The sequence below is a fragment of the Bartonella sp. CL100XZDX genome (genome assembly GCF_042195375.1).
In the GTDB taxonomy this organism is placed as follows: Bacteria; Pseudomonadota; Alphaproteobacteria; order Rhizobiales; family Rhizobiaceae; genus Bartonella.
This window is the reverse complement of the sequence record NZ_JBHIOH010000006.1, coordinates 16,627-41,536: the sequence shown is the minus strand read 5'-3', so window position 1 is coordinate 41,536 and position 24,910 is coordinate 16,627. Positions and strand designations below refer to the sequence as shown.

The window sequence follows — 24,910 nt, the reverse complement described above, 5'->3', positions numbered from 1 at the left end:
CCTGCTATGGCTATCAACGCTATGATAGCTCCACTATATCTATCATCCTATAGATTATTCTCAATATTATCATTGAAGAAACTTCTAATAGAATTGTATAAAAATTTTATAAAATAAAGCACTCAAATAATCTAGATATTGGAAGGTTTTTCTTCCAAAATAGCAACAATAAGCCATTGAGCTGTAAGAGCTGGTTTTTTTAACTTTTCAATTTCCACCGTAACCCCATAATGGAAAACCACTCGACCAGAAGGGCGAATTTCTGCGTCGTCTAACACAAAACGCGCACGTATCCGTACCCCTGTTTTCACAGGACTCATGAAGCGTACTTTATCGAAACCATAATTAATCCCCATTGTGCTCCCTTCTAACTCTGGAAGCGCCTCATAAGCGAGCGTAGACAAAAGCGATAATGTTAAAAAACCATGAGCAATCGTGCCGCCAAAAGGTGTCTTTTTAGCCTTTTCCTCATCAACGTGTATCCATTGATGATCATCTGTAGCACATGCAAACTGATTAATCATATCCTGTGTAACAAGACGCCACTCCGATAATCCCATTTCTTTCCCAATAAAACTGGTGACATCTTGTACTGCTATTTTTTGCTGCATAACGCTATTCCTATTTTATTTGATAAAAGCAACCACCCCTCTTGCTTTTATAAAATCCATTGATTAGAGCATCAAGAATAAAAGATTAATTGTCTTAAAAACAAATGCACTTTATGAATGAGAAAAGTTCTTTAGCAGAATAGTTTTCAAATGGGAAAAAAGAATGGCAAGCAATGTGAACCTAACAGGTTTAGCGCATGATTTAAAACAACGTGCAGAAAAGCATCCCCCCATCCGTATTGGACTGATTGGTTGTGGTGAAATGGGCACAGATTTATTATCAAGTATTGCACATATGGATGGTATAACAGTCGCAGCTGTAGCCACTAGAACGCCGTCACGTATTGTTGATGCCGCTACACTAGCCTATGGCGAGGGTGGACATGTCTGTGAAGTTGAAAATACTTATGCTCTCACGCAAAGCATTGAAAAAGGTTTGATTGCAGCAACAAATGATATTAACCTTGTTTTACGTCATGAACAAATTGATATTATCGTTGATGCAACAGGCTATCCCGAAGCAGGAGCAGAAATTGGTATCAAAGCGCTTGAGAATAACAAACATCTTGTCATGATGAATGTTGAAGCAGATGTTACAATTGGCGCTTATCTCAAACATGAAGCAGAAAAACGAGGGCTTATTTATACACTTGGTGCCGGCGATGAACCAACTGCTTGTATGGAACTCATAGAATTTGTTTCAGCCCTTGGACATAAGATTGTTGCAGCGGGTAAAGGAAAAAATAATCCTCTGCGCTTTGATGCTACACCTGACGCTTACGAAGAAGAAGCATACCGGCGTAATATGAATGTGCGCATGTTGGTCGAATTTATTGATGGTTCCAAAACGATGGTTGAAATGGCAGCCATTGCCAATGCCACCGGCCTTCTCCCCGATTGCCCAGGAATGCATGGACCACGAGCAGCGCTACAAGATTTAAACAAAGTGCTTATTCCAAAACAAGATGGGGGCATTTTACAGCAATATGGTGTTGTAGATTATTCAATAGGTCCAGGTGTTTCACCTGGTGTCTTTGTCATTGCCGAAATAGCACACCCACGTTTACGCGAACGTATGGAAGATTTAAAAATTGGTCAGGGGCCTTACTTCACCTTTCATCGCCCCTATCATTTAACAGCAATGGAAGTTCCCCTCACCTGCGCACGTATTATGCTTTATGGCAAAAAAGATATGGTTCCTCTTAGCCATCCCGTAGTAGAAGTCTGTGCTGTTGCTAAAAAAGATTTACATCCAGGTGATCAGCTAGACTTTATCGGTCTTTATACTTATCGTGCTTGGATAATGAACATTGCAGAAGCACGCGCTCACCACGCCATTCCTTGTGGTCTTTTGGAAAAAGCAACAGTAACAGCCGCAATTAAAAAAAACGAACTCATTACAGTACATAATACTGCTATTCGTGAAAATCAATGGATTGCACGTCTTCGTGCTAAACAAGACCTTTTACTTCATTGCCCTTCTTCCGCTAAGCTATAAACACTCCTCAATTACTTTACTTAACAGTATCCTTCCCTTACGCAACAGAACAACCCAGAATACACTTGTATCAAAAATTCAGGCTTCTGTTTTAATAAAAGCATTTTCCAACGACGCACATCACCACTTCGCTCTCACAATATGTCCCGTAAATGCGACAGTATAAACCACCCCATGAGATGGCATAAGGTTCATTGTGTATCACTATCTTTGCTCTATAAAGCTACAAACTGGCATCATCATTTTATTTGCCAATATTACAACAGCGCATAGCACTTGAGATGATTAATGAGAAGAATTTTTACTCTTTTTTTCTTTAATAATTTTGTCCATACACGAACACAACTTGTTATACATAAAAAATACTTTTGATGGATTTAACATCAAACAAATTTGAAATGATAAATAATAATTTCTCATTTTTCTTATTGCATGAGAGCCATGAATACAGGGATATTTTTTATTTTATCCCCTTATGAAAGATAAAAAAATTTAAAAAGGATAAAATATACCTTTGATGAATAATCTTCATATGAGAGAAGGTAGACAATATTAAAAGGCTGTTAAAGAGAGTGAGTATACTAGCCTTATTACTAGGATAATAACCATAGACTATAAAAAATCAGGTTACACTACTTTGTAAAAAAATATAAATGTAAAACATTGAACTTTAATAATGTTAATAAAAGCTACATTTATTATTAAGAATAGTAATTTTATGATCAAATACAGTATAAATGATTTCAAGTATGTATTTTTTTCAACATAATGAAATGAACAAAAAAGTCATCGACTTTATCGATGATCTTTCTATTAAAGTGTAACGAATATTCCCCAAAGAGATAAAACAGCACCTAATACATCCCCAATACATAAAGAAGCAAGAAGTGATAAAATACCTACCCCCCCCAAAAAGCTGAACCTGAAAAGGCAGCAGCTTTTTCAGCTTTCCCCAAAGCAATACCATCTTGTTCCTCAACGCCTTGAATAACTGCTCTATTCACAGTTTTAATAGCTACATTTTTTTCTAATGTAGAAATAGTAATTGCCATTCTCTCTTGAAATTGATTTTTTAAAAAACTTGCATTTCCCGCTATAGTTTGTACAAAAAAAAGAATAAATAGTGTAAAAGTGAATGAACATACACGATTTTTAAATATTTTAAACATAGCTTTCTTTGCTCCTCTTTTTCTTCACGGAAAAAATGAAGTAATCTTCACATATATAAAAAACAAAACTTATATTTAATCATTTATATAATCAGACATAATAAAATATTATATGTAATTTTGTTATTACAATATAACACATTATGTATTACATGTAAATACACAAAAAACAATAAATGATAGAAACTATTTATTCCTTTTACATTATAATAACTTAAGATACTAACAGTAATATTTTTTCATTTTTATTTCTATTCTTCAAAGTAATAATAATTTATAAAATTTCTCATTATAATAAATATTAAAAAACAAATTCATTTAAAAAGTTAAATAATAGAGATTTTATAAATAATTTAAAATGAAGTTTTAAAGAACTATATCATTTAAAACTATCAATATAATGATAATACTTATATATTATTTAAATAAAAACAAAAATAGAATATTGCTAGTGAATCTTTTATTATATAACTCATCAGTAATATTGAAACATAAAATTGGTAGCGAATAAAAACCTTGATCTAAAACAAGTTTATCCTAATAAATAAACCTTAAAATAGTGTACTCTTTTTCTATAAAACAGGTATAAATTATAAAAAGCAATTAAGATCTCTATTTTCAAATGGAAGAGACGTTAATAAAATGATTCTCAACTTTTACTGATATATAAAAAGAAAAAAATACTGCTAGCATCTTAAAAAAGGTAATTCAGCCCCCTTTATCCCATACAGCATAAAGAACACAAAATATTGACTTTCAAACCTAATAAAACAAACGCATGAAATAAGTAAATTTATCAGATTTACAAAAAAATTATAAGCAATACTAGAACACCAACAAACTACCTAAAACCAGATAAAAAGAGAGTCATGAAAAATGAGATGATCCCCAAAATACTGAAAAAACTTTCTTTCTTAATTTTCATAAAAGTTATTCCATATTTTTCGTCAATATTGTAGATCACAACCATATTTATATTTTAAGTAATTATATTTACTCTATATTAGTAACAAATAATTCTCTTTGAACGAAATTTTTAGCAATATTCACATAACTGTCTTCAATTTGTGCAAAATAAATAATAATAATAAAGAATTAATCAAATTCTTGAAAGAAAAGGAATAGAGAAACTTACTAAAAAATTGCATTTTTAAAATACCAACTTAAGTAAGCACATTGAAAAAATAACGCCATGAAAACTGATATTGAATGATAAATTCATCAACCGATCACTTTAATCGCAAAATATTAATCTATAATAATAATTTATTGTTTTGCATGTTGAATGAGAAAGCTGACGATTATAAAACTCTCTTAATTTTAACTCTGTTTATATTGAATCAATCAAATTTCTTCACTTGCAAATCACAAACGAGATCGGTGTGTGTGTGTAAACACACTTGAAGAAAGGAAAATATCACTTATGAGGTATTTTAACTAACAAGCGCTGTTAACACAGTATTGAAAACTAGCAAAGTGAATGATGATACCCATTTTTACTTTAAAAGTGTAAATATGGTGGAACACAATAGATTTTATAATATAAGGCTTTATCGTTATACTATTCACGGGCGCCGTTGCAAAATAGGCTTGGATACTTTGAGAAATGTTTCTTTAAAACAAAAGCGTCAATGTGCAACACAATGGCGTTCTGTTTATTATGTATCCAACGGTGTTTCTTACTGAATCATCTTATAAACTGCTCTAATGAGATTACACATTTATCTTACGTGAATTCTTCCCTTTATATTTATTTTTTCTCATGAACACTAAAATCTGTTAAGACACTATCCAAAGTAAAATCAATCAACAAATATTTCTATTCTTTTGTAATATACAGATAATTGAATAGAATTCCTGATTGCAACAAAAGTCTGTACTATTGTAATAATAGAAATACTTTGATCATCCTCGCTCTATAATAAAAAAAAGAATATGTAATTTACAGCAAAAATTACATTTTTAATAAATAATGAAAAATAATTTTTTCATTATTTATGTGAAGTATTTAATATGCATAAATATTTACTTATTAAAAATGATAATATACATCAGAAATACTTACAAAAGACAACTATCTTGAGAAAGATTGCCTAATATTACAGAAAAGTTGCGTTGGCATTGCTCAATAAAAGCTTCTCTATTTTTTAACAAAGCTCTCATTTTTATGCATCCATATGTGATGTAAAAAGACGCCTATTTGCGTTTCTCTTATAGATAGATTAAATAGTGACAGCACCTTCGATCACTTTGTCTATGTTAACTTCTCTTTTAGGCAATAATTTATGGTATCTAACAGGCCTTTTCTCGCTCTTTTACCTTTGGGCGCACACGAATATCACGGAGAGCACCTTCCTTTCGAAACCGACTGGATTATTGCTGAAGCTTTTGCAAAAGCCCTCACTTTACAAACAAAAGAGCAGTTTCATATCGCACTTTTACCGGTTGAAAAGATTGGCTATTCTATAGAACATATGGATGTTACAGGTACACAAACTCTTACCTTTTCCGATGCGATTAAGCGATGGATAAAGATTGGTGAAAACTGTTATCACAAAGGGATCAACCGTCTTCTTCTTCTCAATGCTCACGGAGGCAATTCACCCTTAATGAGCATTGTTATCACCGAATTACGAAGGCGCCTTTCCATGCTCGCTGTAGCAACAAGCTGGAGCCGTTTTGGTTTACCACAAGGTCTCATAGAGCCGTCTCAACAACATCTTGATATCCATGGAGGCTTTATCGAAACCTCTCTCATGCTCTATTTAGCACCAGAAAAAGTCCATATGGAAAAGGCAAAAAATTTTCATAATAAACAAGCGGATATGATTGCCAATTATCGATATTTACGTGCTTATGGTCCTCATGCCTTTGGTTGGACAATGCGAGATCTGAACACGCAAGGTGCGGCAGGAAACGCAAGCAAAGCAACACCACAAGCCGGTGAAGCAATCTTTTCTCATGTTCTATCTCAGCTTCGTGATTTACTTGATGATATCAATCGATTTAACATAAACACATGGCAATAAAGAACAATAAAGGGTCTCTCCATGGAAACGACACACCCCAAAAAACTTCCCGTTACGGTTCTCACAGGCTATCTTGGTGCTGGAAAAACCACCCTTCTCAACCGCATTCTCAGTGAAAATCATGGCAACCGTTATGCCGTCATTGTCAATGAATTTGGTGAAATTGGTATTGATAATGACCTGATCATTGAATCAGACGAAGAAATTTATGAAATGAATAATGGCTGTGTTTGCTGCACCGTACGTGGTGATCTCATTCGCATTCTGGAAAGTCTGATGCAACGTTCTCATCGATTTGACGCGATCATTATAGAAACGACAGGGCTTGCTGATCCTGTTCCTGTAGCACAGACCTTTTTCATGGATGATACTATCCATGAAAAAACAGCTCTCGATAGTGTCATAGCGGTCGTTGATGCAAAGCATTTTCCCTCTCAACTGAAAACAAGTCGTGAAGCTGAAGATCAAATTGCCTTCGCGGATATTATTCTTTTAAATAAGATTGATCTTGTCACCCAACAAGAACGCAGCCATGCTGAATCCCTTATTCTCGCCATTAATCCCAGAGCTATAATTTACACAACAGAGCGCGTTAACATCCCTGTTGATAAACTCCTCGATCGTGGCTTCTTTGATCTCCAACGCACTTTAGATAATGATCCCCATTTTCTTGACCATCATCACGCAGATCATGTATGTGGTCCCGATTGTAATCATGATCATGACCATCATCACGCATCCCCCATTCATGATATTACCATCACTTCTGTAAGTTTAAAAACAGATGTTCTGCAACCAGAAAAGTTTTTCCCTTGGATCCAGCAGGTTACACAGCAACAAGGACCTGATATATTGCGCCTTAAAGGCATTATCGCCTTTCAAGGAGACGATGATCGTTACGTCATTCAAGGAATACATATGCTTCTTGAGGGACAACATCAACGCCCATGGCGTGAAGATGAAAAACGAGAAAGTCGCCTTGTTTTTATAGGACGCTCTCTTGATGCTGAAAAATTAAAAACTGGTTTTGAAAATTGCGCATAAGTGAGTGATAATGCCAAACATTACCCATTATGATCTCAAAAGTTACTGCCTTTCCTGCGGTTTTATAGGCAATAAACCAGCCTTTGTTTCCGTAGAAGGTTTCATTGTTTTTTTTAATCCAGCCCCACAAATCGTTGAAGTTCACCAAGGAATAATTTCAAGCCATTTTTCCCATGACAATACCGCGATCATCACCGGTGGAGAAGATGGAAAAGTCTGTCAAACAACCGCAGCAGATCACACGGAAGTGTTAAGCCAAAAAGAACGCAAATGGATAAACAACGTTGCTTTTGGTCCACAAAAAGCTTTTGCTTTTTCCTCCTCACGTTTCGCATTTGCGCATGTTGGAAAAGAACGACAAGAGCTCACACATGAACGTAGTGTAGAAGGACTCGCTTTTGCCCCAAAGGGTTTACGACTTGCCGTTGCCCATTACAATGGCGTCACTCTTCATTGGTTATCAACGCAAATATCTCCCACCACATTGGTATGGAAAGGAGCTCATTGTGGCGTCACCTTTTCACCAGACAACCGCTATGTCATTTCCACGATGCAAGAAAACGCCTTACACGGTTGGCGTCTCACTGATAATCAACATTTACGGATGAGTGGCTACCCAAGCAAAGTCAAAAGCTGGTCTTGGAGCGCAAAAGGAAAATGGCTAGCAACATCAGGTGCCTCTGCCGCAATTGTTTGGCCCTTTCATACAAAAGACGGCCCCATGGGAAAAACACCTCTAGAACTAGGCACACGAGCAAATGCGCTTGTTAGCACCGTTTCATGCCACCCAAACAAAGAAATTGTAGCAATAGGCTTCAATGATGGAATGATTTTAGCGGCACATTTTCATGATGGAAAAGAAGTCCTTCTAAAAGGTTATGGGAAAAGCGCTATCTCAGCACTTAACTGGGATCAAGCAGGGCAAAACCTCTCCTTCGGTAGCGAAAATGGTGAATGTGGTATAATCAAGATCACTGATTAAATTAAGCACCCAAAAGCGCAATCATCGCCGATAAAGAATGCCCACACAATCCTCCAGAAATCTTATCCCCTTGCATCTCTAGAGCTCTCAGAAATCCTATCTCCCTAATCTCCCCCCCCCCCCAAAGTCTCCTAAAATCTTCGTAATCATTAAATCTTCCCTTTTCTTTTCCTTCCCCCCCTTTAGACAAGAAAATACCTTAGACATGTTTTTTGACCTTTTAACATTGCTACCCCCATACAAGAATAAAAACATCACCCCTAAGACCGAAAACCCACTCCCTATCAACATCTATATAGGCTACATACTTCCACAAAAGCATTTTTCTTAAAAATTCGGCAAAAAATAGCTGATATCATCATTAAAACAACGATTTATTCCTACGATCAGAAGAATGGAATTCAACACTATTTTCCTAAATAAAATTTTTTTGATTTCCCTCTCTAAAGAGCAAGGTTTCCTACTAGCAGCCTTCTAAACTGCAGTTTTTTTTCCTAGAAAATTCCATCTAATAATCATTTCATAGAGTTTCTATCACCGTCTTCTGTTCCGGTATCTCCTTCATCTCCAGATTCTGTCCCCACTCCTTCTGCCCCTGTTGAACCTGCACGTCCTTCTGTACCAACTGTTCCAGAGGACCATTCTTTTGTGCAACCTATGCCTACACCGTTTGTTCCAGTTGAAGATTCTACTGATGAAGTTCGGCCATCTGAGCCCTCTGTTCCGGAGGACACTTCATCTCCAGATTCTGTTCCTCCTCCTTCTGCCCCTGTTGAACCAAAGCCTTCTGGGTCTTCTGACCCTTTGGATTCCTCGTCTAATCTCCAAATTAGAGCTGTTGTTCCACAGGTTCCAACTTACCTTCTTTTGCCAAATGCCTTATTTCATGCTGGTTTAGTGGATATGACCGCGCAAAATAAGACATTAGAGACAATGCGGAATGCTTTTCATTCCTTTGGGAAGGATAATGAAAAGACAGCCTTTTTTCTGCATGCTTATGGTGGTAGCCATCATTATGCTTCCAACTTATCTGCTTTTGAATATGGCTATGGTGCTGAGCTCGATTATAATGCATTCGAAGCAGGTGTTTTGTTAAACGAGATTGAGAGTTTATATGGTTGTACATTCTTTGGAGTTATGGGGTCTTACGGAAATCTTTCTCTAACCCCTCAGGATGTTGAACAAAGCAAAAAGAGTGCATTTGATAAATGGTCTGTTTCTGCCTATGGAAGTCTGAAGCATGATACGGGTTTTTATATAGATGGGGTGGTATCGTATGGACTTTTTAAGGGAGATGTTTTGACCCTTGCACGGGGTAAGGTTGTGGCATTAAAGGGTAAACAGTTTAGTGGTTCTTTAACGAGTGGCAGAACGTTTTCAACAGGGTATAAAGGTGATGTTTTTGATCCGCAGATTCAGATTGTTTATCAGCATCTTCAGTTTAATCAGGCGCGTGATATTGATAATCTTGATGTTGATTTAGGAAAATTTCATCAATGATTTAGAATACTCACTCATCATTCTACATATTGAATAAAAAACTGAATATTATAAATTTCTTTCATTCAAACCTGTTTATATTTAATCAATTAACCCCTTGTTCATCACAAATGAAGCTGGCATGTAAAGAAGGACTTTTGAAAAAAGGTGTATTGCTTCTTATGAACATTCTCGAGTGCTAAAATCTGCGCAAATATTGAATGCTGAAAAAAGAATGATGATATCCGCGCATAACCGCAATAAAAATAATATCCTGTATCCAATCAAAATTTCTCTGCCACCTATCATTTACAAAACAACAACCGTAACAATACGATAAAGCATACTTTACTTTTATTATAATTTGACCTCAAACTCCCTCTGTTTGTTCTAAAAACAAGTATTTATCCAAAATTCTTAAGTAAACATCCTAAAAAAGGAAACAAATAATATGCGTATGAAATGATATAAACGTAAATAAAGTTCTAAAACAAAATTCAAAAAAATGCATAAAGCTCGTAAAGACTAAACTTATGATCTATAAAATTTAATAAAGAAATGGACAAAAACAACCATCAATATCGTCTCTTTTAAAAGATTATGCCACAAGAACTTAGCATTCAAGCTTCTCACATTCACAATGAAATCTGCCCCCATATCTTAATATCAAAATTTTAGGAAAATTCCTCATCGCATAGAAGAAAGCATCTATTGTAATCTTTTATATCAAAAAAAATAACCATATTGATGAGGAAAAATAAATTTCAATACATTAAAAGGCAGAAAAATTTTCTGCCTTTTATATAAAAATGCACATTATATCTCTTCAAAAAAGATGGCGCAATCCAGCAGAGAAACTTGCTCCAGAAAAACCCACTTTTTTAAGTCTATGCTGATAAGTTACATCTCCATGAAGGAAAAATTTTGAAGAAAGACGAGCATTAAACCCAAGCCCTGCTTCCAAAGAAGAACCAAAAGCACCTAATTGAAAATCTTTTTTAAAAGAAACAAATCGTTTATCTTCAAAACTATGCAAATAAGAAAGCTTACTATAAAAAGAAACAACACGTCCCTCTTCAGAAACATTAAGCGTCTTGCTTAAACGCCCACCAACACGCCCCACCCATTGATGAAATTTTCCTAAATCCACATCAAGATTATCAATATCACGCGCCTGATTAAACTGAAGATGCTGATAAACAACCTGAATCTGCGGATCAAAAACAACACCTTTATAGCCTATTGCAAACGTTCTGCCACTCGTTAAAGAACCATTAAACTGTTTACCTTTTAACGCCACAACCTTGCCCCGTGCAAGGGTCAAAACATCTCCCTTAAAAAGACCATACGATACCACCCCATCTATATAAAACCCCACATCATGCTGCAAACTTCCATAGGCAGCAACAGACCATTTATCAAATGCGCTCTCTTTTCTTTGTTCAACATCCTGAGGGGTTAGAGAAAGGTTGCTATAATTTCCCAACACCCCAAAGAATGTACGACTATATAAACTCTCAATCTCGTTCAACAAAACACCTGCTTGAAATGCATTATAATCGAGCTCAGCACCATAGCCATATTCAAAAGCAGATAAATTGGAAGCATAATGATGGGTACCACCATAAGCATGCAGAAAAAAGGCCGTATTTTCATCATCTTTCCAAGAGGAGTGAAAAGCATTCCGCATTGTCTCCAACTTCTTACTTTGCTTGGTCATATCCATCAAACCAGCATGGAATAAGGCATTTGTCAAAAGGAGATAAGTCGGAACCTGTGGAACAACAGCTCGAATTCCTGGTTTAGGTTGAACATCAAGCGGTATAGAGAGATTAGACGAAGGCTCCAAAGGGTCAGGGGATGTAGAAGGCTTTGGCCCAACAGGCGCAGGAGAAGGAACAGAATCCGTAGATGTTTCAGACGGCTCAGATATTTCAGACACAGAAGGTGTAGATGGTATAAGCGAAGGCTCAACAGAAGGAGGTTGCTCAGGAGAAGGAGCCTCTGGAACAGATGACTCAGAGGGAAGTACAGGCGAAATAGGTACAGAAGGAGTGGGAACAGTATCCGTAGATGTTTCAGACGGCTCAGATATTTCAGACACAGAAGGTGTAGATGGTATAAGCGAAGGCTCAACAGAAGGAAGTTGCTCAGGAGAAGGAGCCTCTGGAACAGATGACTCAGAGGGAAGTACAGGCGAAATAGGTACAGAAGGAGTAGGAACAGTATCCGTAGATGTTTCAGACGGCTCAGATATTTCAGACAAAGAAGGTATAGATGGTAGAAGCGAAGGCTCAACAGAAGGAAGTTGCTCAGGAGAAGGAGCCTCTGGAACAGATGACTCAGAGGGAAGTACAGGCGAAATAGGTGCAGAAGGAGTGGGAACAGTATCCGTAGATGTTTCAGACGGCTCAGATGTTTCAGGCAAAGAAGGTATAGATGGTACAAGCGAAGGCTCAACAGAAGGAGGTTGCTCAGGAGAAGGAGCCTCTGGAACAGATGACTCAGAGGGAAGTACAGGCGAAATAGGTGCAGAAGGAGTGGGAACAGTATCCGTAGATGTTTCAGACGGCTCAGATATTTCAGGCAAAGAAGGTATAGATGGTATAAGCGAAGGCTCAACAGAAGGAAGTTGCTCAGGAGAAGGAGCCTCTGGAACAGATGGTTCAGGGGGAAGTACAGGCGAAATAGGTGCGGAAGGAGTGAGAACAAAATCCGTAGATATTTCAGACGATTCAGATATTTCAGACGGTTCAGATATTTCAGACGGTTCAGATATTTCAGACGATTCAGATATTTCAGGCAAAAAAGGTTTAGATGGTATAGGCGAAGGCTCAACAGAAGAAGGTTGCTCAGGAGAAATAATCTCTGATGGTCGTTCAGAAGGTATAGTTTCTGCTTCAGGTTTAGGTGGTAAAACTGTAAACGTTGGCTTAGAAACAGTTTCAGAAGAATCTAATTCAGGACCAATGTAAACACTTTCGAGACGAAAATCCCAAAAATCTCCTTCCCCTGCAACCAATCTATTCTTTGGATCTGCATTTCCAGAAGAAGAACTTGGACCATAGCCACAAAGTTTATATTGATAAGGAAATCCATTCACCGTAGTATAACTATTGGCTAACTTAAAAGAACTTTCCTCTGCTGTCCCAGAAACTTGAACAAGTGAAATACTTTTAATCCCTTTATCGCCAACTTCTCCTTCTAAGGTTTTGGAAAAACCTTCCATCATGAGCAGTGTACTTCCCAAGACATTCCCGTAGATCAAAATACGATCAGTTTTTTGAGGATTAAACGAGCCGTCATTATTCACAAACGCACTCATCTTAATCTGCACATTTCCCTTTGCACTATAGGCTTCTTTATCATACTGTATTCCGCCTATTGGATTTATATCATTTAAATTACTTCCTTTTTCAATATATACTTTTCCAATATACAACGTTTGATAATCTCGAGATATAAATTTATCAAAAAAAATTGTGCTATCAGAAATGCTTATAGACGAAAGAAATGAATCTACAGGAAATGATTTCTGCAAATCTGTATGTTTCCTTTTGGTGAGATACCATGCAGAGCCATGTGTTAATTCTAAGTGAACAGTTGATGCACCCTCAACACGTATACCCCCTGTAAGGGTAGAATTCTTTGCTTTCACCAATAGAGAAGAATTATTTTGAGCTTTTAACAATAAATCACCAGAGATCTTTGTCCTTTCTGTTAATTCAATGATAGCTTCAGCTCCATAAATATCATCTCCCGCACTATAAATGGCAATACCATCGGGAACTGAAAAAGTTGTCTGTGACAAATGCAAAGACGCTTCACCCAAAACAGTTTTTTCTACTTTTGAAAGTTTTTCATCCCCTACCTTAAACATATCAACCCATACATCTGGATCTAATCCATAAAAATACAGACCATATACTCCCTCACCCTGAACAGAAATTTCTGTACCTTCAATCTTAATACTTGTCTTTTTAAACCCATTTGATGAAGCGTATTCTTGAACCAATTTATCTTCACCATCTACATAACCTGCAAAATTCGTAATCAAGAAGCCATGCATATCAGTCAGCTGAATAGAACCACCACGCAAATGAACATCACCACCCTGTGATATATCAAAAGCTTTTGGAAATTCATCAATACTCTCACCATCAACTACAATCGTGTGTTTCTTACCGTTGCCCTGAATATTGGTGGTATCAATAAGATATTTCCCCCCAAATTGTGTTGAAAACGCACCAACCTCATTAAAAGTAATAGTACTGCCTGACATCCTAACGAATGCATCAGAACTACTAACAAATCCAATCCCTTTTGCATTCAAATCATCTGATACAATATCAATATTTACGCTCACTAAAGCAACATCGGTTTTTTGTCCTTCTGCACATACAGCTTGCGAACTACCTTCAATCTTCCCTCGTTTCATCATAACTTGCCCGTTCTGAACACGAAAACCGGACATATCCTTAATATTTGAATTGGTTAGAACAAGCTTGCCACCATCTTTTACATATCCACCATATAAAAATGACTGCTTTGCTTTATCCGCCATAATATTTACCTGTGACAAAGTTAAAACAGTCCCTGCTTTTTCTATAGCTACAACCGCAACCAAAGCATCTTGAGGAGGAAAAGAAAAAGTATGATTTTTATTACTTATCCTGTATTTTTTACTATCGTTATAGGTAAATAAACTACTTGCTACATTACAGGGAATTCCTAAATTATTAGGATTAGCATTAACACTCACGATTGGCAAAAAAGAAACAATAGCCGTTGTAGTAAATAAAAATCTATACCATCTTAATACATTAACCATAACTTTCTTACAAATCCTTCTCCCCCGCTTTACTTAAGAATGAATGAGACCTAAAATAATGTTAAGTTAAACATATAAACATTGAGAATGTATAAAAAATAAACACTTACTTTGCACTTCATAAAATACTATCTACTTATATAAAAAACTAATCTATATTTCAAGTGTATTTAAAAACGATAGCGTAAACCACCTGAAAAAATGGTTCCTGAAAACCCCGCTTTGCTAAGATGATGCTGATAGGTTACATCTCCATGCAATACAAAATTTGAAGATAACTGAGCTTTCAATCCCACCCCAGTTTCTAAAGAAGAACCAAAAGCCCCTAATTGGAATTTATCTCCAAATTGTACATGTTGTTTTCCTCCAAAACTATTGGAAAGATGAAGTTTTCCATTGAAAGAAAGAACATGTCCTTCTTCAGAAGCAGAAAGCGCCTTACTTAAACGCCCACCAACACGCATCACCCACTGATCAAGTTTTCCCATTTCAATATCAAAGCCATCAATATCAGATGTCTTATCAAATCGTATATTTTGATAAACGACCTGAACCTGCGGATCAAAAATAAGCCCCTTATGTCCTGTCATCAATGACTGACCCGCAATCAACGAAGCACTCAAAGGTGTTCCCTTCAATGTTGTTGTCTTACCTCTTGCTTGCGTCAGAACATCCCCTTTAAATAAACCATAGGAAAAAAGACCATCGATATAAAAGCCTGTATCATACTGCATGCTGCCATATGCTGTAAGAGACCATTTATCGAATGCGCTTTTTTTGCTTTCTTCAACATCTTGAGGTTGTAGAGAGATTTTTCCATAGTTTCCTATTATTCCAAAGCTTAAGGAATGATGTGTATCCTCAATCGCATTGAGCAAAACACCTGCCTCTATAGCGTTATAATTCAAATTTCCGCTATAACCATATTCAAGCGCAGACAGATCAGAAACATAACGATAACTTCCACCGTAACCTCGCGCAAAAAGAGCAGAACTTTTGGCATTTTCTCCCAAAGTCCCAGCAGCGCTACGTAATGTCTCCAGCTGTTTGTTATGATTGTTCATTTCCATAAAACCAACCTGAAACAAAGCATTAGGCATCAATAGGTATGTTGGAACTTGTGGGACAACAGCTTTAACGCCCTCTTCAGGGTAAAAAACAGAAGAATTATGACCGACAACAACATTATTATGATGCCTATGAGTACTTAAAAAACGAGATACACGACGATGAGACATACCATTTTTTAACTGAGAGGTTTTCAATCGAGCAGTACGAGAAGAACGCTGAACATATTCAGCTTCAAGGCGATAATCCCAAAACTCTCCATTATACTCAATATTTTCCTCTTTAACGGACCCATTCCCACCTTTTACTTGCCCACGAGAAGAGCTTGGACCATAAGCACGAACACTATATCGATAAGGCGCTCCTCTTAGAGCAACATAATCTGTTGCCAGTTTAAAGGAATCCTCCGCCGACTTTCCATAAACCTGAACAATTGAAACACTAAGGCTATCTTTTTTATTGCCCTTTTGCGTACCTTCGCTATGGTTCTTTATTTTTTTTGAAGCCACTGAAACATCTACAACATGCACCTTAGTCTTTCCATAAACATCACCATAGATAATAAGTTTATCAGCTTTTATTCCCTTGTTTTTACCATTTGCAACAAGAGATGCATTAACATATAAGCGTGCATTCCCTCCTGCAACGTAAGCATAATCTAAACCATGATCATCATCCAATCTCCCAATGCGAAGTGTCTGATAAAAACCATTTCTTGGTTTACTAAAAAAATAGAACTATCAATAAGCCTTACATAATGACACAGATGAATCTATAAAATACGGACCTTTTTTATGATTATTTTTAAGCGCATTTTTATTTGCTCCTACAGTCCATTGAGATTGATTAAACAACTCAACACTACCATAAGAACCTTTTTCAATATGCGCGCCTCCTCCAAGAAAAGACGCATAAGCATCAAGTGCGACAAATGAATTATTTTTGACATCTAACAACCTATCAGCAAAAATACGCGAACCCTCTGATACCGTAATATAAGGATACCTCCTAGCATCGTTACTATAAATAGCCGTACCATTGGGAACATAAAGAGCAGTTTTTTTAAATCGAACTTCGCCTAAACTTGTAAGAAGCTCTCCCTCTTGATATTCAGTTTGCGAAGAACTTCCTCTAAAATGCAAACCATGAGCCCCTTGTCCCTTAAGAATGATCTCTGAGTTTTCAAAAGAAACCCAAGACATAGAATTATCCCACACGTTATCTTTTTCATTATAAACCAGCTCTGCACCTTCAATCGCTATGCCATTAATATCTGTAACATGAACTTTACCATCATCAACGGAGAGAAAACCGCCCTGCTTCACACCAAATACAGATTGAGATAACTGATTTTGACCACTTTTCTTTTCGCCATTTCCTGTAATAGACATCTTCTTAAAAGAACTTTTCTCATTTTTTGACACAATCACTGCTGATGTAATCTTCTCAGATTTATTAAATTCTAAAGTCCCACCAGATCCTGAAATGCCTTTTTCCTCTTTACCTTTTTTCAGCTTAATAACTATGTTATTAGATTGGGATATAGAGACAACATTTTTTAAACTTGTATCCAATCCATTCACATATAATTGATCGTTATTTTGAATAATCTCAGCAGCACCAACAGCACTACATGGATAGAATTTAAAAAGAGAACTACACGAGGCTTCCTCTTATGCATTTACATCTACATTATGCACAAAAAGTAAAATAGAGGTCGTAAAAGCACACAAATATACATGACGTTTTAATACGTTAATCATAATTCGTCTAAACTTTCTTTATTTTAAAAACCGAAAAGACACAGCTGGTTCATCTACTTATTGTTCTTATTATGTGTCGTCATCAGTAATTTGTTTTGTGTTATATGTAAAGTAAAAAAATCAGAAAAACAACAAAACAAAACCATGTTTTGTGCTTATTATTTTCCACAAAGGATGTGTTAAAGGAAATACAATTAAAAGTGATAGCTTAATCCACCAGAAAAATGCGTTCCAGAAAATCCGGCATTCGTAAATTTATGCTGATAAATCAGGTCACTATGAAAAATAATTTTTGGAGATAATTGCGAAAAAACACCAAATCCAGCTTCTAAAGAAGACCCAAAGGAACCAAGCTGGAAGGCATCTTTAAAATATACAAATTGTTTATCATCAAAACTACGAATGAAATGAAGCTTACCATAGAATGAAAGAACATGTGCATCTTTAGTAAATGTAAGTGTCTTCGTTAAATACCCACCAATACGCATCCCCCAATGATCTGGGCTTCGCATATCAATATTAAAATTATCAATATCACGAGTCTTATGAAACTGGAGATTTTGATAAACAAACTGAACTTGTGGTTCAAAAATAAAATATCGGCTGCCGATCATAAACGTTTTACCAGCAGTTAAGGAAACACTCAGCGGCTTACCTCTCAATGTAGCTGTTTTACCTCGCTCAAGTGTGAGAACATTTCCATTAAACAAACCATAAGAAAAGAGACCATCCATATAAAGACCCGTATCATGCTGCATACTTCCATATGCCGTGATTGTCCATTTATCAAATATACTTTCTTGACTTTGTTTAACCTTTCGAGGCTGCAAAGAAAGCTTGCCATAATTCCCCATAATCCCAAAAGATGTCGTACTGTATGCACTTTCGATTTTCTTGAATAAAATATTTGCCTCTAGTGCATTATAATCAAGCTCACCGCCATAATCACCATATTTAAGTACAGATAAATTTGAAGTATAACGATGATATCCACCGTAACCGCGTAAAAACAAAGCGGGATTTCCATCATTTTTCAACAACCGACCAGAAACAGTTCGCAGCGATTGCAACTGCTTGTTTTGATTACTGATATCCATCAATCCAGCATAAAATAAGGTATTTGGCACAAGAATATAAGTCAGAACCTGGGGAACAACGACTCTCACATTTGGCTCAAAATGAGAAGAAGGCTCAAAAACAGATGCCGGAACAGAAAAACTAGACGCAGGTGGTGCAACAACAGAAGGAGTGGGTGAAACATGCGGCGGAACAGGTGAACCAGATGCAGGTGGTGCAACTGGATTAGATTCAGCAATAGCGGGAATAACAGGTGCAAGAGAGGAAGGAGGATTGGGGATCTCAAGCACCAAAACATCAGATACATTAGGTGTGGTCGTAAGATGGAAATCCCGATCAGGAGAATCTACTGGAGAAGAAAGACTTGGCTCCTGAGGTTTTTGCCTAGAGTTAGAATCAATAGAACCATCCTCTCCTCCAGTAATATTAGGATGAATTTTAGGAAAAGAAGGAATATCATCAGAAGAAGGAGGGACAACCAAATCAAGAACGGGAAAAACTTTAGTGGGATCAAGAGAGGAAGAATCAACAAATTGACTTTCAAGGCGGAAATCCCAAAATGTTCCAGAGTTTTTAAGCACTCTTTGATTTGAATCTGCTGCCCCTAAAGTAGAGCCTGGACCATAACTCTTAAGATGATACTGATAGGGGGAGGCTTCAAGTGTGACATACCCCCCCTTTAACTGAAAAGAATCTTCAGCAGCTTGTCCATAAACCTGAATAATGGAAATCCCCTGATTATTACCACCATCTCCCGTCAATGCCCCTGAGCTTCCAGGAACACTATACACATGGACTGTCGTCTTTCCTTCAAGATCACCATTGATTAAAAGCCGGTCAGTTTTTTGCTCTTGCAGAGCTCCCCCTTTATCCAAATATGCATTAAGATAAAGAAGCGCATCGCCTTGTGCACGGTAAACAATCCCCGATCCTTTTCCGATAAGAAGTGTCTGATAACCATCAGTCGTTTTGGATTTTAGTTCTTCAAAAATAAGAGAACTATCCATAAGATTGACCGATGAAATGAAGGAATAATCCCCTAAATTAGAACCAGACGCATCAGAATTTTGCAATTTGTCATATTTTGGTCGCGATAAAATCCATTTTGAACCATTTTTTAACTCTATCTTAGCCGTAGAACTTCCATCAACATGTGCGCCTCCTACAAGGGTAGAAGCATTAGCCTCAATCTTTACATTGGAATGCTCAACAGCTTTCAGGAGTGAATCTCCAGAAACTGTTGAATGTTGTGAGAGTTTAATAAAACTTTCGAATTGGCGGCTATAAATAGCCGTACTTTCTGGAGCCATAACGGTTGTCTTTGTCAAATAGACAGTCCCTTTTCCAGGCATAATTGTTTTTTTATCATTTAAGACAGCTTCCCAAAAAAAGCGCATGCCATTAAATGCATTCCCTCTCACAAAAACATTGGAATATTTGATATGAGCAGTATTATTATCATTCCCCTCCAAGGCAATACCATGCGCTCTAATGACATTAACGTTTCCCTTCTGGAAATTAAGAGAGCCTTTCCCCTGCAGCATACTAAAAGCAGAAGCTTCACGATGATTACCTGTATTTGTCCCCTGTTTTCCCCTCCCCGTAATAGAAACACCATCTAAATTAATTTCTCCATCTCCTCCTGTTTGGACACCAATACCACTGGTAAAATCAATTTTTCCTTCTTTCATATAAATTTTTGCACCATTATGACTCAAAAGACCTATCGCATCAGAAGATGTCTTAATCTCTGTCTTGGTCAAAGAAACAAACGACCCTTTACCCGCAACACTGATCCCCATTCTGGTTGCTTTAATCACCCCATCCTGCATCTCAAAAGCCCCCTCCTCATTAACATCGCCCCCTATCGACACGTTATTTAACATGGAATCAAATAGAACAACGCCTCCCCCATTTGAGGACTTTACAGCTGTTGTCCAAGCGTTTGTTTCTGAATGTCCATGTGCATTCGAAACACCGTTAATGATTATAGCCTCTCCCTCAATGACTGTATCTTTCCCTGATGCCTCTATGGCAGCATCAGAACTTTCACCCGTAAGTTGATAAGTTTTCTTGGAAATTTCATGCGTTTTACCATCATTACAGCGATAAAATGAAGCACTTTCGTTACATGAATATTGCTTCTTCTCAGAAGAAGTCTCACCTGCATCAGTATTGTATACAAAGAAAAAAATAACCGTTGTAAAATGACATAAAGAGAGATGATTTTTAAACATAATTTTCTACAAACTTTCTTCCCCTTCCCTAAAAACAAAAAAAACGCGTTCTGTTTAATAACTTTGGTTACGCGTAATAATTTAAAATACGTTTTGTATTTTATATATCGACCACATGTTTTATGTAAAGCCAGAATCTCAAAATATCACAATTTAAAATTGTATTATTTATAAATACGCGTAAAAATATAAATAGAAATTCTACCCCAAAGCGATGGTTTCAAGAGAATTTAATAAAAATACACTCAAAGAAGAAAAACAGCATAAAAAGCGAAAACTGCAAACCAAAAAGCCTTATCTTGTTTCTAAAAAGAAATAAACTCGCTCATGCAAAAAAAAACATTTTTTTAAAAAGCTTATTTAAAAAGTTGCAAAGAAATAATAAAAAGCCACAAGCTATGCTTGTGGCTTTTTAAACAACTTACCCCAAGATGATCACCTAAAAACGATAGCGCAATCCACCAGAAAAACTGATTCCAGAAAAACCACCTTTGCTCAACTTATGCTGATAAACCAAATCACCATGAAGCGCAAATTTTTGAGACAAGCGAGCATTAAGACCTAATCCAGCCTCTAGAGAAGAACCAAAAGCCCCTAATTGGAAAGAATCTTTAAAGCGCACAGCTCTTTCTTTGCCAAAATCATGGGCAAAATGAATCTTTCCATAGAAAGAAACATCACGATCTTTTTCAGACGCAGTCAGAGTCTTCATCAAACGACCACCCACACGCACCATCAATTGATCAAGTTTATCCATCTCAATATTAAAATTATCAATATCGCGGGCCTCATTAAATTGAAGATGTTGATAAACAACCTGAACCTGTGGATCAAAAACAACACCTTCATATCCTGTGGCAATTTTCTGACCACTCATCAAGGAAACACTTAAAGGGTTACCCTTCAATGTTGCAGTCTTACCCCGTGCAGTTGTCAGAACATCTCCCTTAAACAGACCATAGGATAAAAGACCATCAACATAGAATCCTGCATCATGCTGCATACTGCCATAGACTGTAGCAGTCCATTTATCAAATGTACTTTTTTGGCTTTGTGCAACATCTCGAGGCTGTAGAGAAAGCTTTCCATAAGACCCCATAACCCCAAAGGATATAGCACTGTCAACATTTTCAATTTTTTGTAGCAAAACACCTGTCTCTAGCGCATAGTACCCTAGATCTCCCCCATAACCATATTTAAGCGCAGATAAATCTGAGACATAACGATAACTTCCACCATAGCCACGCAAAAATGAAGCAGAATTTTCACGAATTTCCAACATTCCACTAGGATGAGTCCGTACTATCTCCAACTGCTTGTTTTGATTACTGATATCCATTAAACCAGCATGGAATAAACTATTTGGCAAAAGCAGATAAGTTGGTACCTGAGGAACAACAGATCTCACACCTCGTCCAGATGGGAAAACATTTTCAATCTTAGAAAGACTATCCGCAAAAGACGCCGGAACAACATCACCAGAAGACGCTGGAACAACACCACCAGAAGACACCGGAACAACACCACCAGAAGACACCGGAACAACATCACCAGAAGATGCTGGGACAATATCCGCAGAAGACACCGGAACAATATCCGCAGAAGATGCTGGGACAATATCCTCAGAAGATTCTGGAACAACATCCTCAGAAGATTCTGGAACAACATCCTCAAAAGAAGCATATGCAGGAAGTGTACGTTTAGAAACCATAGGAGTTGCTCTATAATCAGCAGATGTTTGAACATATTCATTTTCTAAACGAAAATTCCAAAATGCTCCTCCGTTCAAAGCAAATCTCTGTTTAACATGCTCCTCCCCTCTAGTAGCACTTGGGCCATAAGACCGAAGAACATATTTATAAGGCGCGCCATCCAATGCAACATACTGCCCATTCAGTTGAAAAGAGTCAGACGATGCATCTCCATAAACTTGAATAATTGAAACACTATGCGCTTTTTCGTTTTTTTCTTCTACACCTCCCGCAACCCCTTGTATATGGACTATAGTTTTTCCCAAAACATCACCATGAATGAGGAGCCGATCCGTTACTTGATTACCACTTGTATCACTAGGATTTAAACATGCATTCAAGTGAATCCAAGCACCACTCAAACCCTTATAAACATGACCTGTTCCTTTTCCAATATAAAGCGTTTGATAGGCATTATCAGTACTGGACTTTGTTTTTTTAAAAATAATAGAACTATTAGAAAGACTTACCGATGAAATAAACGAAACACCTCTATAATTAGGATCTTCTAATTTTTTATGTCTTGGTTGCAATAAAACCCACTGTGAATTATTTTTCAAGTCAAGCTCAACTGTAGAACTATTATCAACCTGAGTTTGACCGACAAGTGCAGAAGCATCAGCAACAACCTTTATAGAAGAGTTACTATCAACCTTCAGCAACAAATCTCCAAAAAGCTTTGTTTCCTTTAAAGATATATAAGACTTTCCAGATTTACTGCTGTAAAGAGCTATACTATCTGGAACTACAAAATGCGTCTTTTTCAAATCAACACGCGATAATTTTCCCTTTGAAGAGCCCTCTGATACAGCCTCACCTTCAAAGTGCACACCATAAAATGTATGACCTTTTACTGTAATATTGGAATCTCCAATATTAACCTGAGGGTCTTTATTTCCCTGCAATAAAAGCCCATGAGCATCAGTAACATCAATAGAACCTTTCACAAACAGAATATACCCATCTTTAAATACATGAAAAGCAGCATTATCACTCTGACGACCTACATCCAGCCCCTGCCCCCCCTTGCCGGTACCACCCCTACCACTAATAGAGACACCCTCTAAAATAAAATGTCCTTTTTCTCCTGCTTTAACCCCAACACTCCCTAAGCTAATTTTCGTATTTGTTAAATAAACTCCACTTTGAGATTCTCCTCCAGCAAAAGCCCCCACTTTGATTGCATCAATTGATCCGCCAGATATTATGATGTCGCCACCTTGAGCTTCCACCCCCACTAAAACACCACTCAACGTGGAATCGCTCAGAAAGACGCCCGCTTTTTCTGATGCCTTTACTCCATATTTCCAAAAATTGTTTTCCGAGTTATTCTTTTTATCCAAAATACCCTTAACAGTTATATTCTTGCCACGAATAATTGTATTTTCCTTAGACACCTCCATGGCTCCATGAACACCATTAACATTTTTATCCGTCAAAGAATAAACTTTATTATTAATTTCATGATTTCCACCATCATCACACTGATAAAATACTACATTCTGATCACATGAAGATTGCTTTTTTCCAGAGGAAACTTGAGCTGCAGCATTGTGTGCAAAAACATCAACATTGTGTGTCAAAAATAGGAGTGCCGTTGTACAAGTATATAAGGAGAAACGATTTTTAAATAGATTGACCATAATTACACCATAATTCTGCCCCATTATAGAGCAATACATAACGTATTAAAAACTTAACCAGAAAATTTAATACGTTTTGGTTTAAAGATGGAGAACCTATTAATATTTTTTGTGTTTTATGTAAATATGAAATTAAAAAATTACTCAAAAATACAATCTAAATCTGTCGCTTTTACAAATAATTTGCAAAATACAACTGAAAAACGACAGAAAAATCACCTTTAAAGTTGTTATTCAAAAACACCCTTAATCAGTTGACATGCATTAAAAACACCTACTTTAACTGCTGTCTAATTACCCCCCAGAGCTGACATAATCAACATCCTCACGATAGATCTTATATTGAAACAATATGTACTTTGTAAGCAGACAAAACATATGCCAAAATTGAGAAACAAGAGTTTACATATGCATTTTTAGGCAATATTCATGGCAAGATAGCCTAATAAAGGGTAAGAACATGTAAAAATCAGTTCCGATTTTACTATCTCCTTTTAATTCAACTTTACAACAGTCGAAAGCATTCAGAGCCGTACTTTTAAAAAGTGAAGATGACACATGACTTCATCCTGTTATTTATCGAATTCCTTTGAAGAAAACATATTTTCCAAAACAATATATCATTGTGTTTCTCATTCACCAATTTTCTCAGATATATCTCATTATTTCCATCCCCATTTCACAACGACAGCGGATATAATATAAAGTTCATCAGATACAGCCCTCAT

At 36.7% G+C, this 24,910-nt stretch carries 13 protein-coding genes and 1 pseudogene; 6 read left to right on the top strand and 8 right to left on the bottom strand.

Translation table 11 applies throughout. The features are described 5' to 3' along the window. Positions 1-131: 131 nt before the first annotated feature. Positions 132-611: a MaoC family dehydratase gene (locus tag ACFILU_RS00655; protein ID WP_273791472.1), complete on the bottom strand. Its 480-nt coding sequence runs from the start codon at positions 609-611 to the stop codon at positions 132-134. Positions 612-774: 163 nt separating this feature from the next. On the opposite strand from ACFILU_RS00655, the gene ACFILU_RS00650 reads away from it, so the two are divergent. Then, complete coding sequence (locus ACFILU_RS00650; protein ID WP_375674356.1) at positions 775-2,109, top strand: NAD(P)H-dependent oxidoreductase; 1,335 nt, start codon at positions 775-777, stop codon at positions 2,107-2,109. Between the two features lie 899 nt (positions 2,110-3,008). Here the strand turns inward: ACFILU_RS00650 and ACFILU_RS00645 are convergent. Further along, a complete protein-coding gene (locus tag ACFILU_RS00645; RefSeq protein ID WP_375631492.1) occupies positions 3,009-3,278 on the bottom strand; it encodes a hypothetical protein in 270 nt (89 codons plus the stop codon). Between the two features lie 1,515 nt (positions 3,279-4,793). On the opposite strand from ACFILU_RS00645, the gene ACFILU_RS00640 reads away from it, so the two are divergent. The 4 genes from ACFILU_RS00640 to ACFILU_RS00625 all read left to right on the top strand — a co-directional run bounded on the left by ACFILU_RS00640 (position 4,794) and on the right by ACFILU_RS00625 (position 8,333). Then, complete coding sequence (locus tag ACFILU_RS00640) at positions 4,794-4,964, top strand: hypothetical protein (protein WP_375674355.1); 171 nt, start codon at positions 4,794-4,796, stop codon at positions 4,962-4,964. A gap of 599 nt (positions 4,965-5,563) precedes the next feature. Beyond that, a complete protein-coding gene (locus tag ACFILU_RS00635; RefSeq protein WP_375637763.1) occupies positions 5,564-6,307 on the top strand; it encodes a creatininase family protein in 744 nt (247 codons plus the stop codon). Between the two features lie 21 nt (positions 6,308-6,328). After that, the gene (locus ACFILU_RS00630; RefSeq protein ID WP_375674354.1) at positions 6,329-7,351 is read left to right on the top strand and encodes a CobW family GTP-binding protein; all 1,023 of its coding nucleotides are present in this window, start codon (positions 6,329-6,331) and stop codon (positions 7,349-7,351) included. Positions 7,352-7,361: 10 nt separating this feature from the next. Beyond that, positions 7,362-8,333, top strand: coding sequence for a WD40 repeat domain-containing protein (locus tag ACFILU_RS00625; RefSeq protein WP_375674353.1), 972 nt, complete (start codon positions 7,362-7,364; stop codon positions 8,331-8,333). Position 8,334: 1 nt separating this feature from the next. Here ACFILU_RS00625 and ACFILU_RS00620 read toward each other — a convergent pair whose 3' ends face one another. Further along, entirely contained in the window at positions 8,335-8,523 is a 189-nt protein-coding gene (locus tag ACFILU_RS00620) for a hypothetical protein (protein WP_375674352.1), read from the bottom strand. 341 nt (positions 8,524-8,864) lie between these two features. On the opposite strand from ACFILU_RS00620, the pseudogene ACFILU_RS00615 reads away from it, so the two are divergent. Continuing rightward, positions 8,865-9,830: pseudogene (locus tag ACFILU_RS00615) on the top strand (autotransporter outer membrane beta-barrel domain-containing protein); the annotation flags it as partial. Positions 9,831-10,638: 808 nt separating this feature from the next. Here ACFILU_RS00615 and ACFILU_RS00610 read toward each other — a convergent pair. The 5 genes from ACFILU_RS00610 to ACFILU_RS00590 all read right to left on the bottom strand — a co-directional run bounded on the left by ACFILU_RS00610 (position 10,639) and on the right by ACFILU_RS00590 (position 24,182). Next, positions 10,639-14,643, bottom strand: coding sequence for an autotransporter outer membrane beta-barrel domain-containing protein (locus ACFILU_RS00610; protein WP_375674351.1), 4,005 nt, complete (start codon positions 14,641-14,643; stop codon positions 10,639-10,641). A 170-nt stretch (positions 14,644-14,813) separates the two neighbouring features. Beyond that, positions 14,814-16,391, bottom strand: coding sequence for an autotransporter outer membrane beta-barrel domain-containing protein (locus ACFILU_RS00605; RefSeq protein WP_375674350.1), 1,578 nt, complete (start codon positions 16,389-16,391; stop codon positions 14,814-14,816). A 60-nt stretch (positions 16,392-16,451) separates the two neighbouring features. Then, positions 16,452-17,285 carry a hypothetical protein gene (locus tag ACFILU_RS00600; protein ID WP_375674349.1) on the bottom strand — a complete coding sequence of 278 codons (834 nt, stop codon included), beginning with the start codon at positions 17,283-17,285 and terminating at the stop codon, positions 16,452-16,454. Between the two features lie 383 nt (positions 17,286-17,668). Continuing rightward, positions 17,669-20,788: an autotransporter outer membrane beta-barrel domain-containing protein gene (locus ACFILU_RS00595; RefSeq protein ID WP_375674348.1), complete on the bottom strand. Its 3,120-nt coding sequence runs from the start codon at positions 20,786-20,788 to the stop codon at positions 17,669-17,671. A gap of 439 nt (positions 20,789-21,227) precedes the next feature. Further along, on the bottom strand, positions 21,228-24,182 hold the full coding sequence (locus ACFILU_RS00590) for an autotransporter outer membrane beta-barrel domain-containing protein (RefSeq protein ID WP_375674347.1): 2,955 nt from the start codon (positions 24,180-24,182) through the stop codon (positions 21,228-21,230). Positions 24,183-24,910 lie beyond the last annotated feature (728 nt).

What these genes read in the sequence shown, in the direction of transcription:
- ACFILU_RS00655 (WP_273791472.1), bottom strand. Translation starts at nt 611, where the DNA reads ATGCAGCAAAAAATAGCAGTACAAGATGTCACCAGTTTTATTGGGAAA.
- ACFILU_RS00650 (WP_375674356.1), top strand. Translation starts at nt 775, where the DNA reads ATGGCAAGCAATGTGAACCTAACAGGTTTAGCGCATGATTTAAAACAA.
- ACFILU_RS00645 (WP_375631492.1), bottom strand. Translation starts at nt 3,278, where the DNA reads ATGTTTAAAATATTTAAAAATCGTGTATGTTCATTCACTTTTACACTA.
- ACFILU_RS00640 (WP_375674355.1), top strand. Translation starts at nt 4,794, where the DNA reads ATGGTGGAACACAATAGATTTTATAATATAAGGCTTTATCGTTATACT.
- ACFILU_RS00635 (WP_375637763.1), top strand. Translation starts at nt 5,564, where the DNA reads ATGGTATCTAACAGGCCTTTTCTCGCTCTTTTACCTTTGGGCGCACAC.
- ACFILU_RS00630 (WP_375674354.1), top strand. Translation starts at nt 6,329, where the DNA reads ATGGAAACGACACACCCCAAAAAACTTCCCGTTACGGTTCTCACAGGC.
- ACFILU_RS00625 (WP_375674353.1), top strand. Translation starts at nt 7,362, where the DNA reads ATGCCAAACATTACCCATTATGATCTCAAAAGTTACTGCCTTTCCTGC.
- ACFILU_RS00610 (WP_375674351.1), bottom strand. Translation starts at nt 14,643, where the DNA reads ATGGTTAATGTATTAAGATGGTATAGATTTTTATTTACTACAACGGCT.
- ACFILU_RS00595 (WP_375674348.1), bottom strand. Translation starts at nt 20,788, where the DNA reads ATGTTTAAAAATCATCTCTCTTTATGTCATTTTACAACGGTTATTTTT.
- ACFILU_RS00590 (WP_375674347.1), bottom strand. Translation starts at nt 24,182, where the DNA reads ATGGTCAATCTATTTAAAAATCGTTTCTCCTTATATACTTGTACAACG.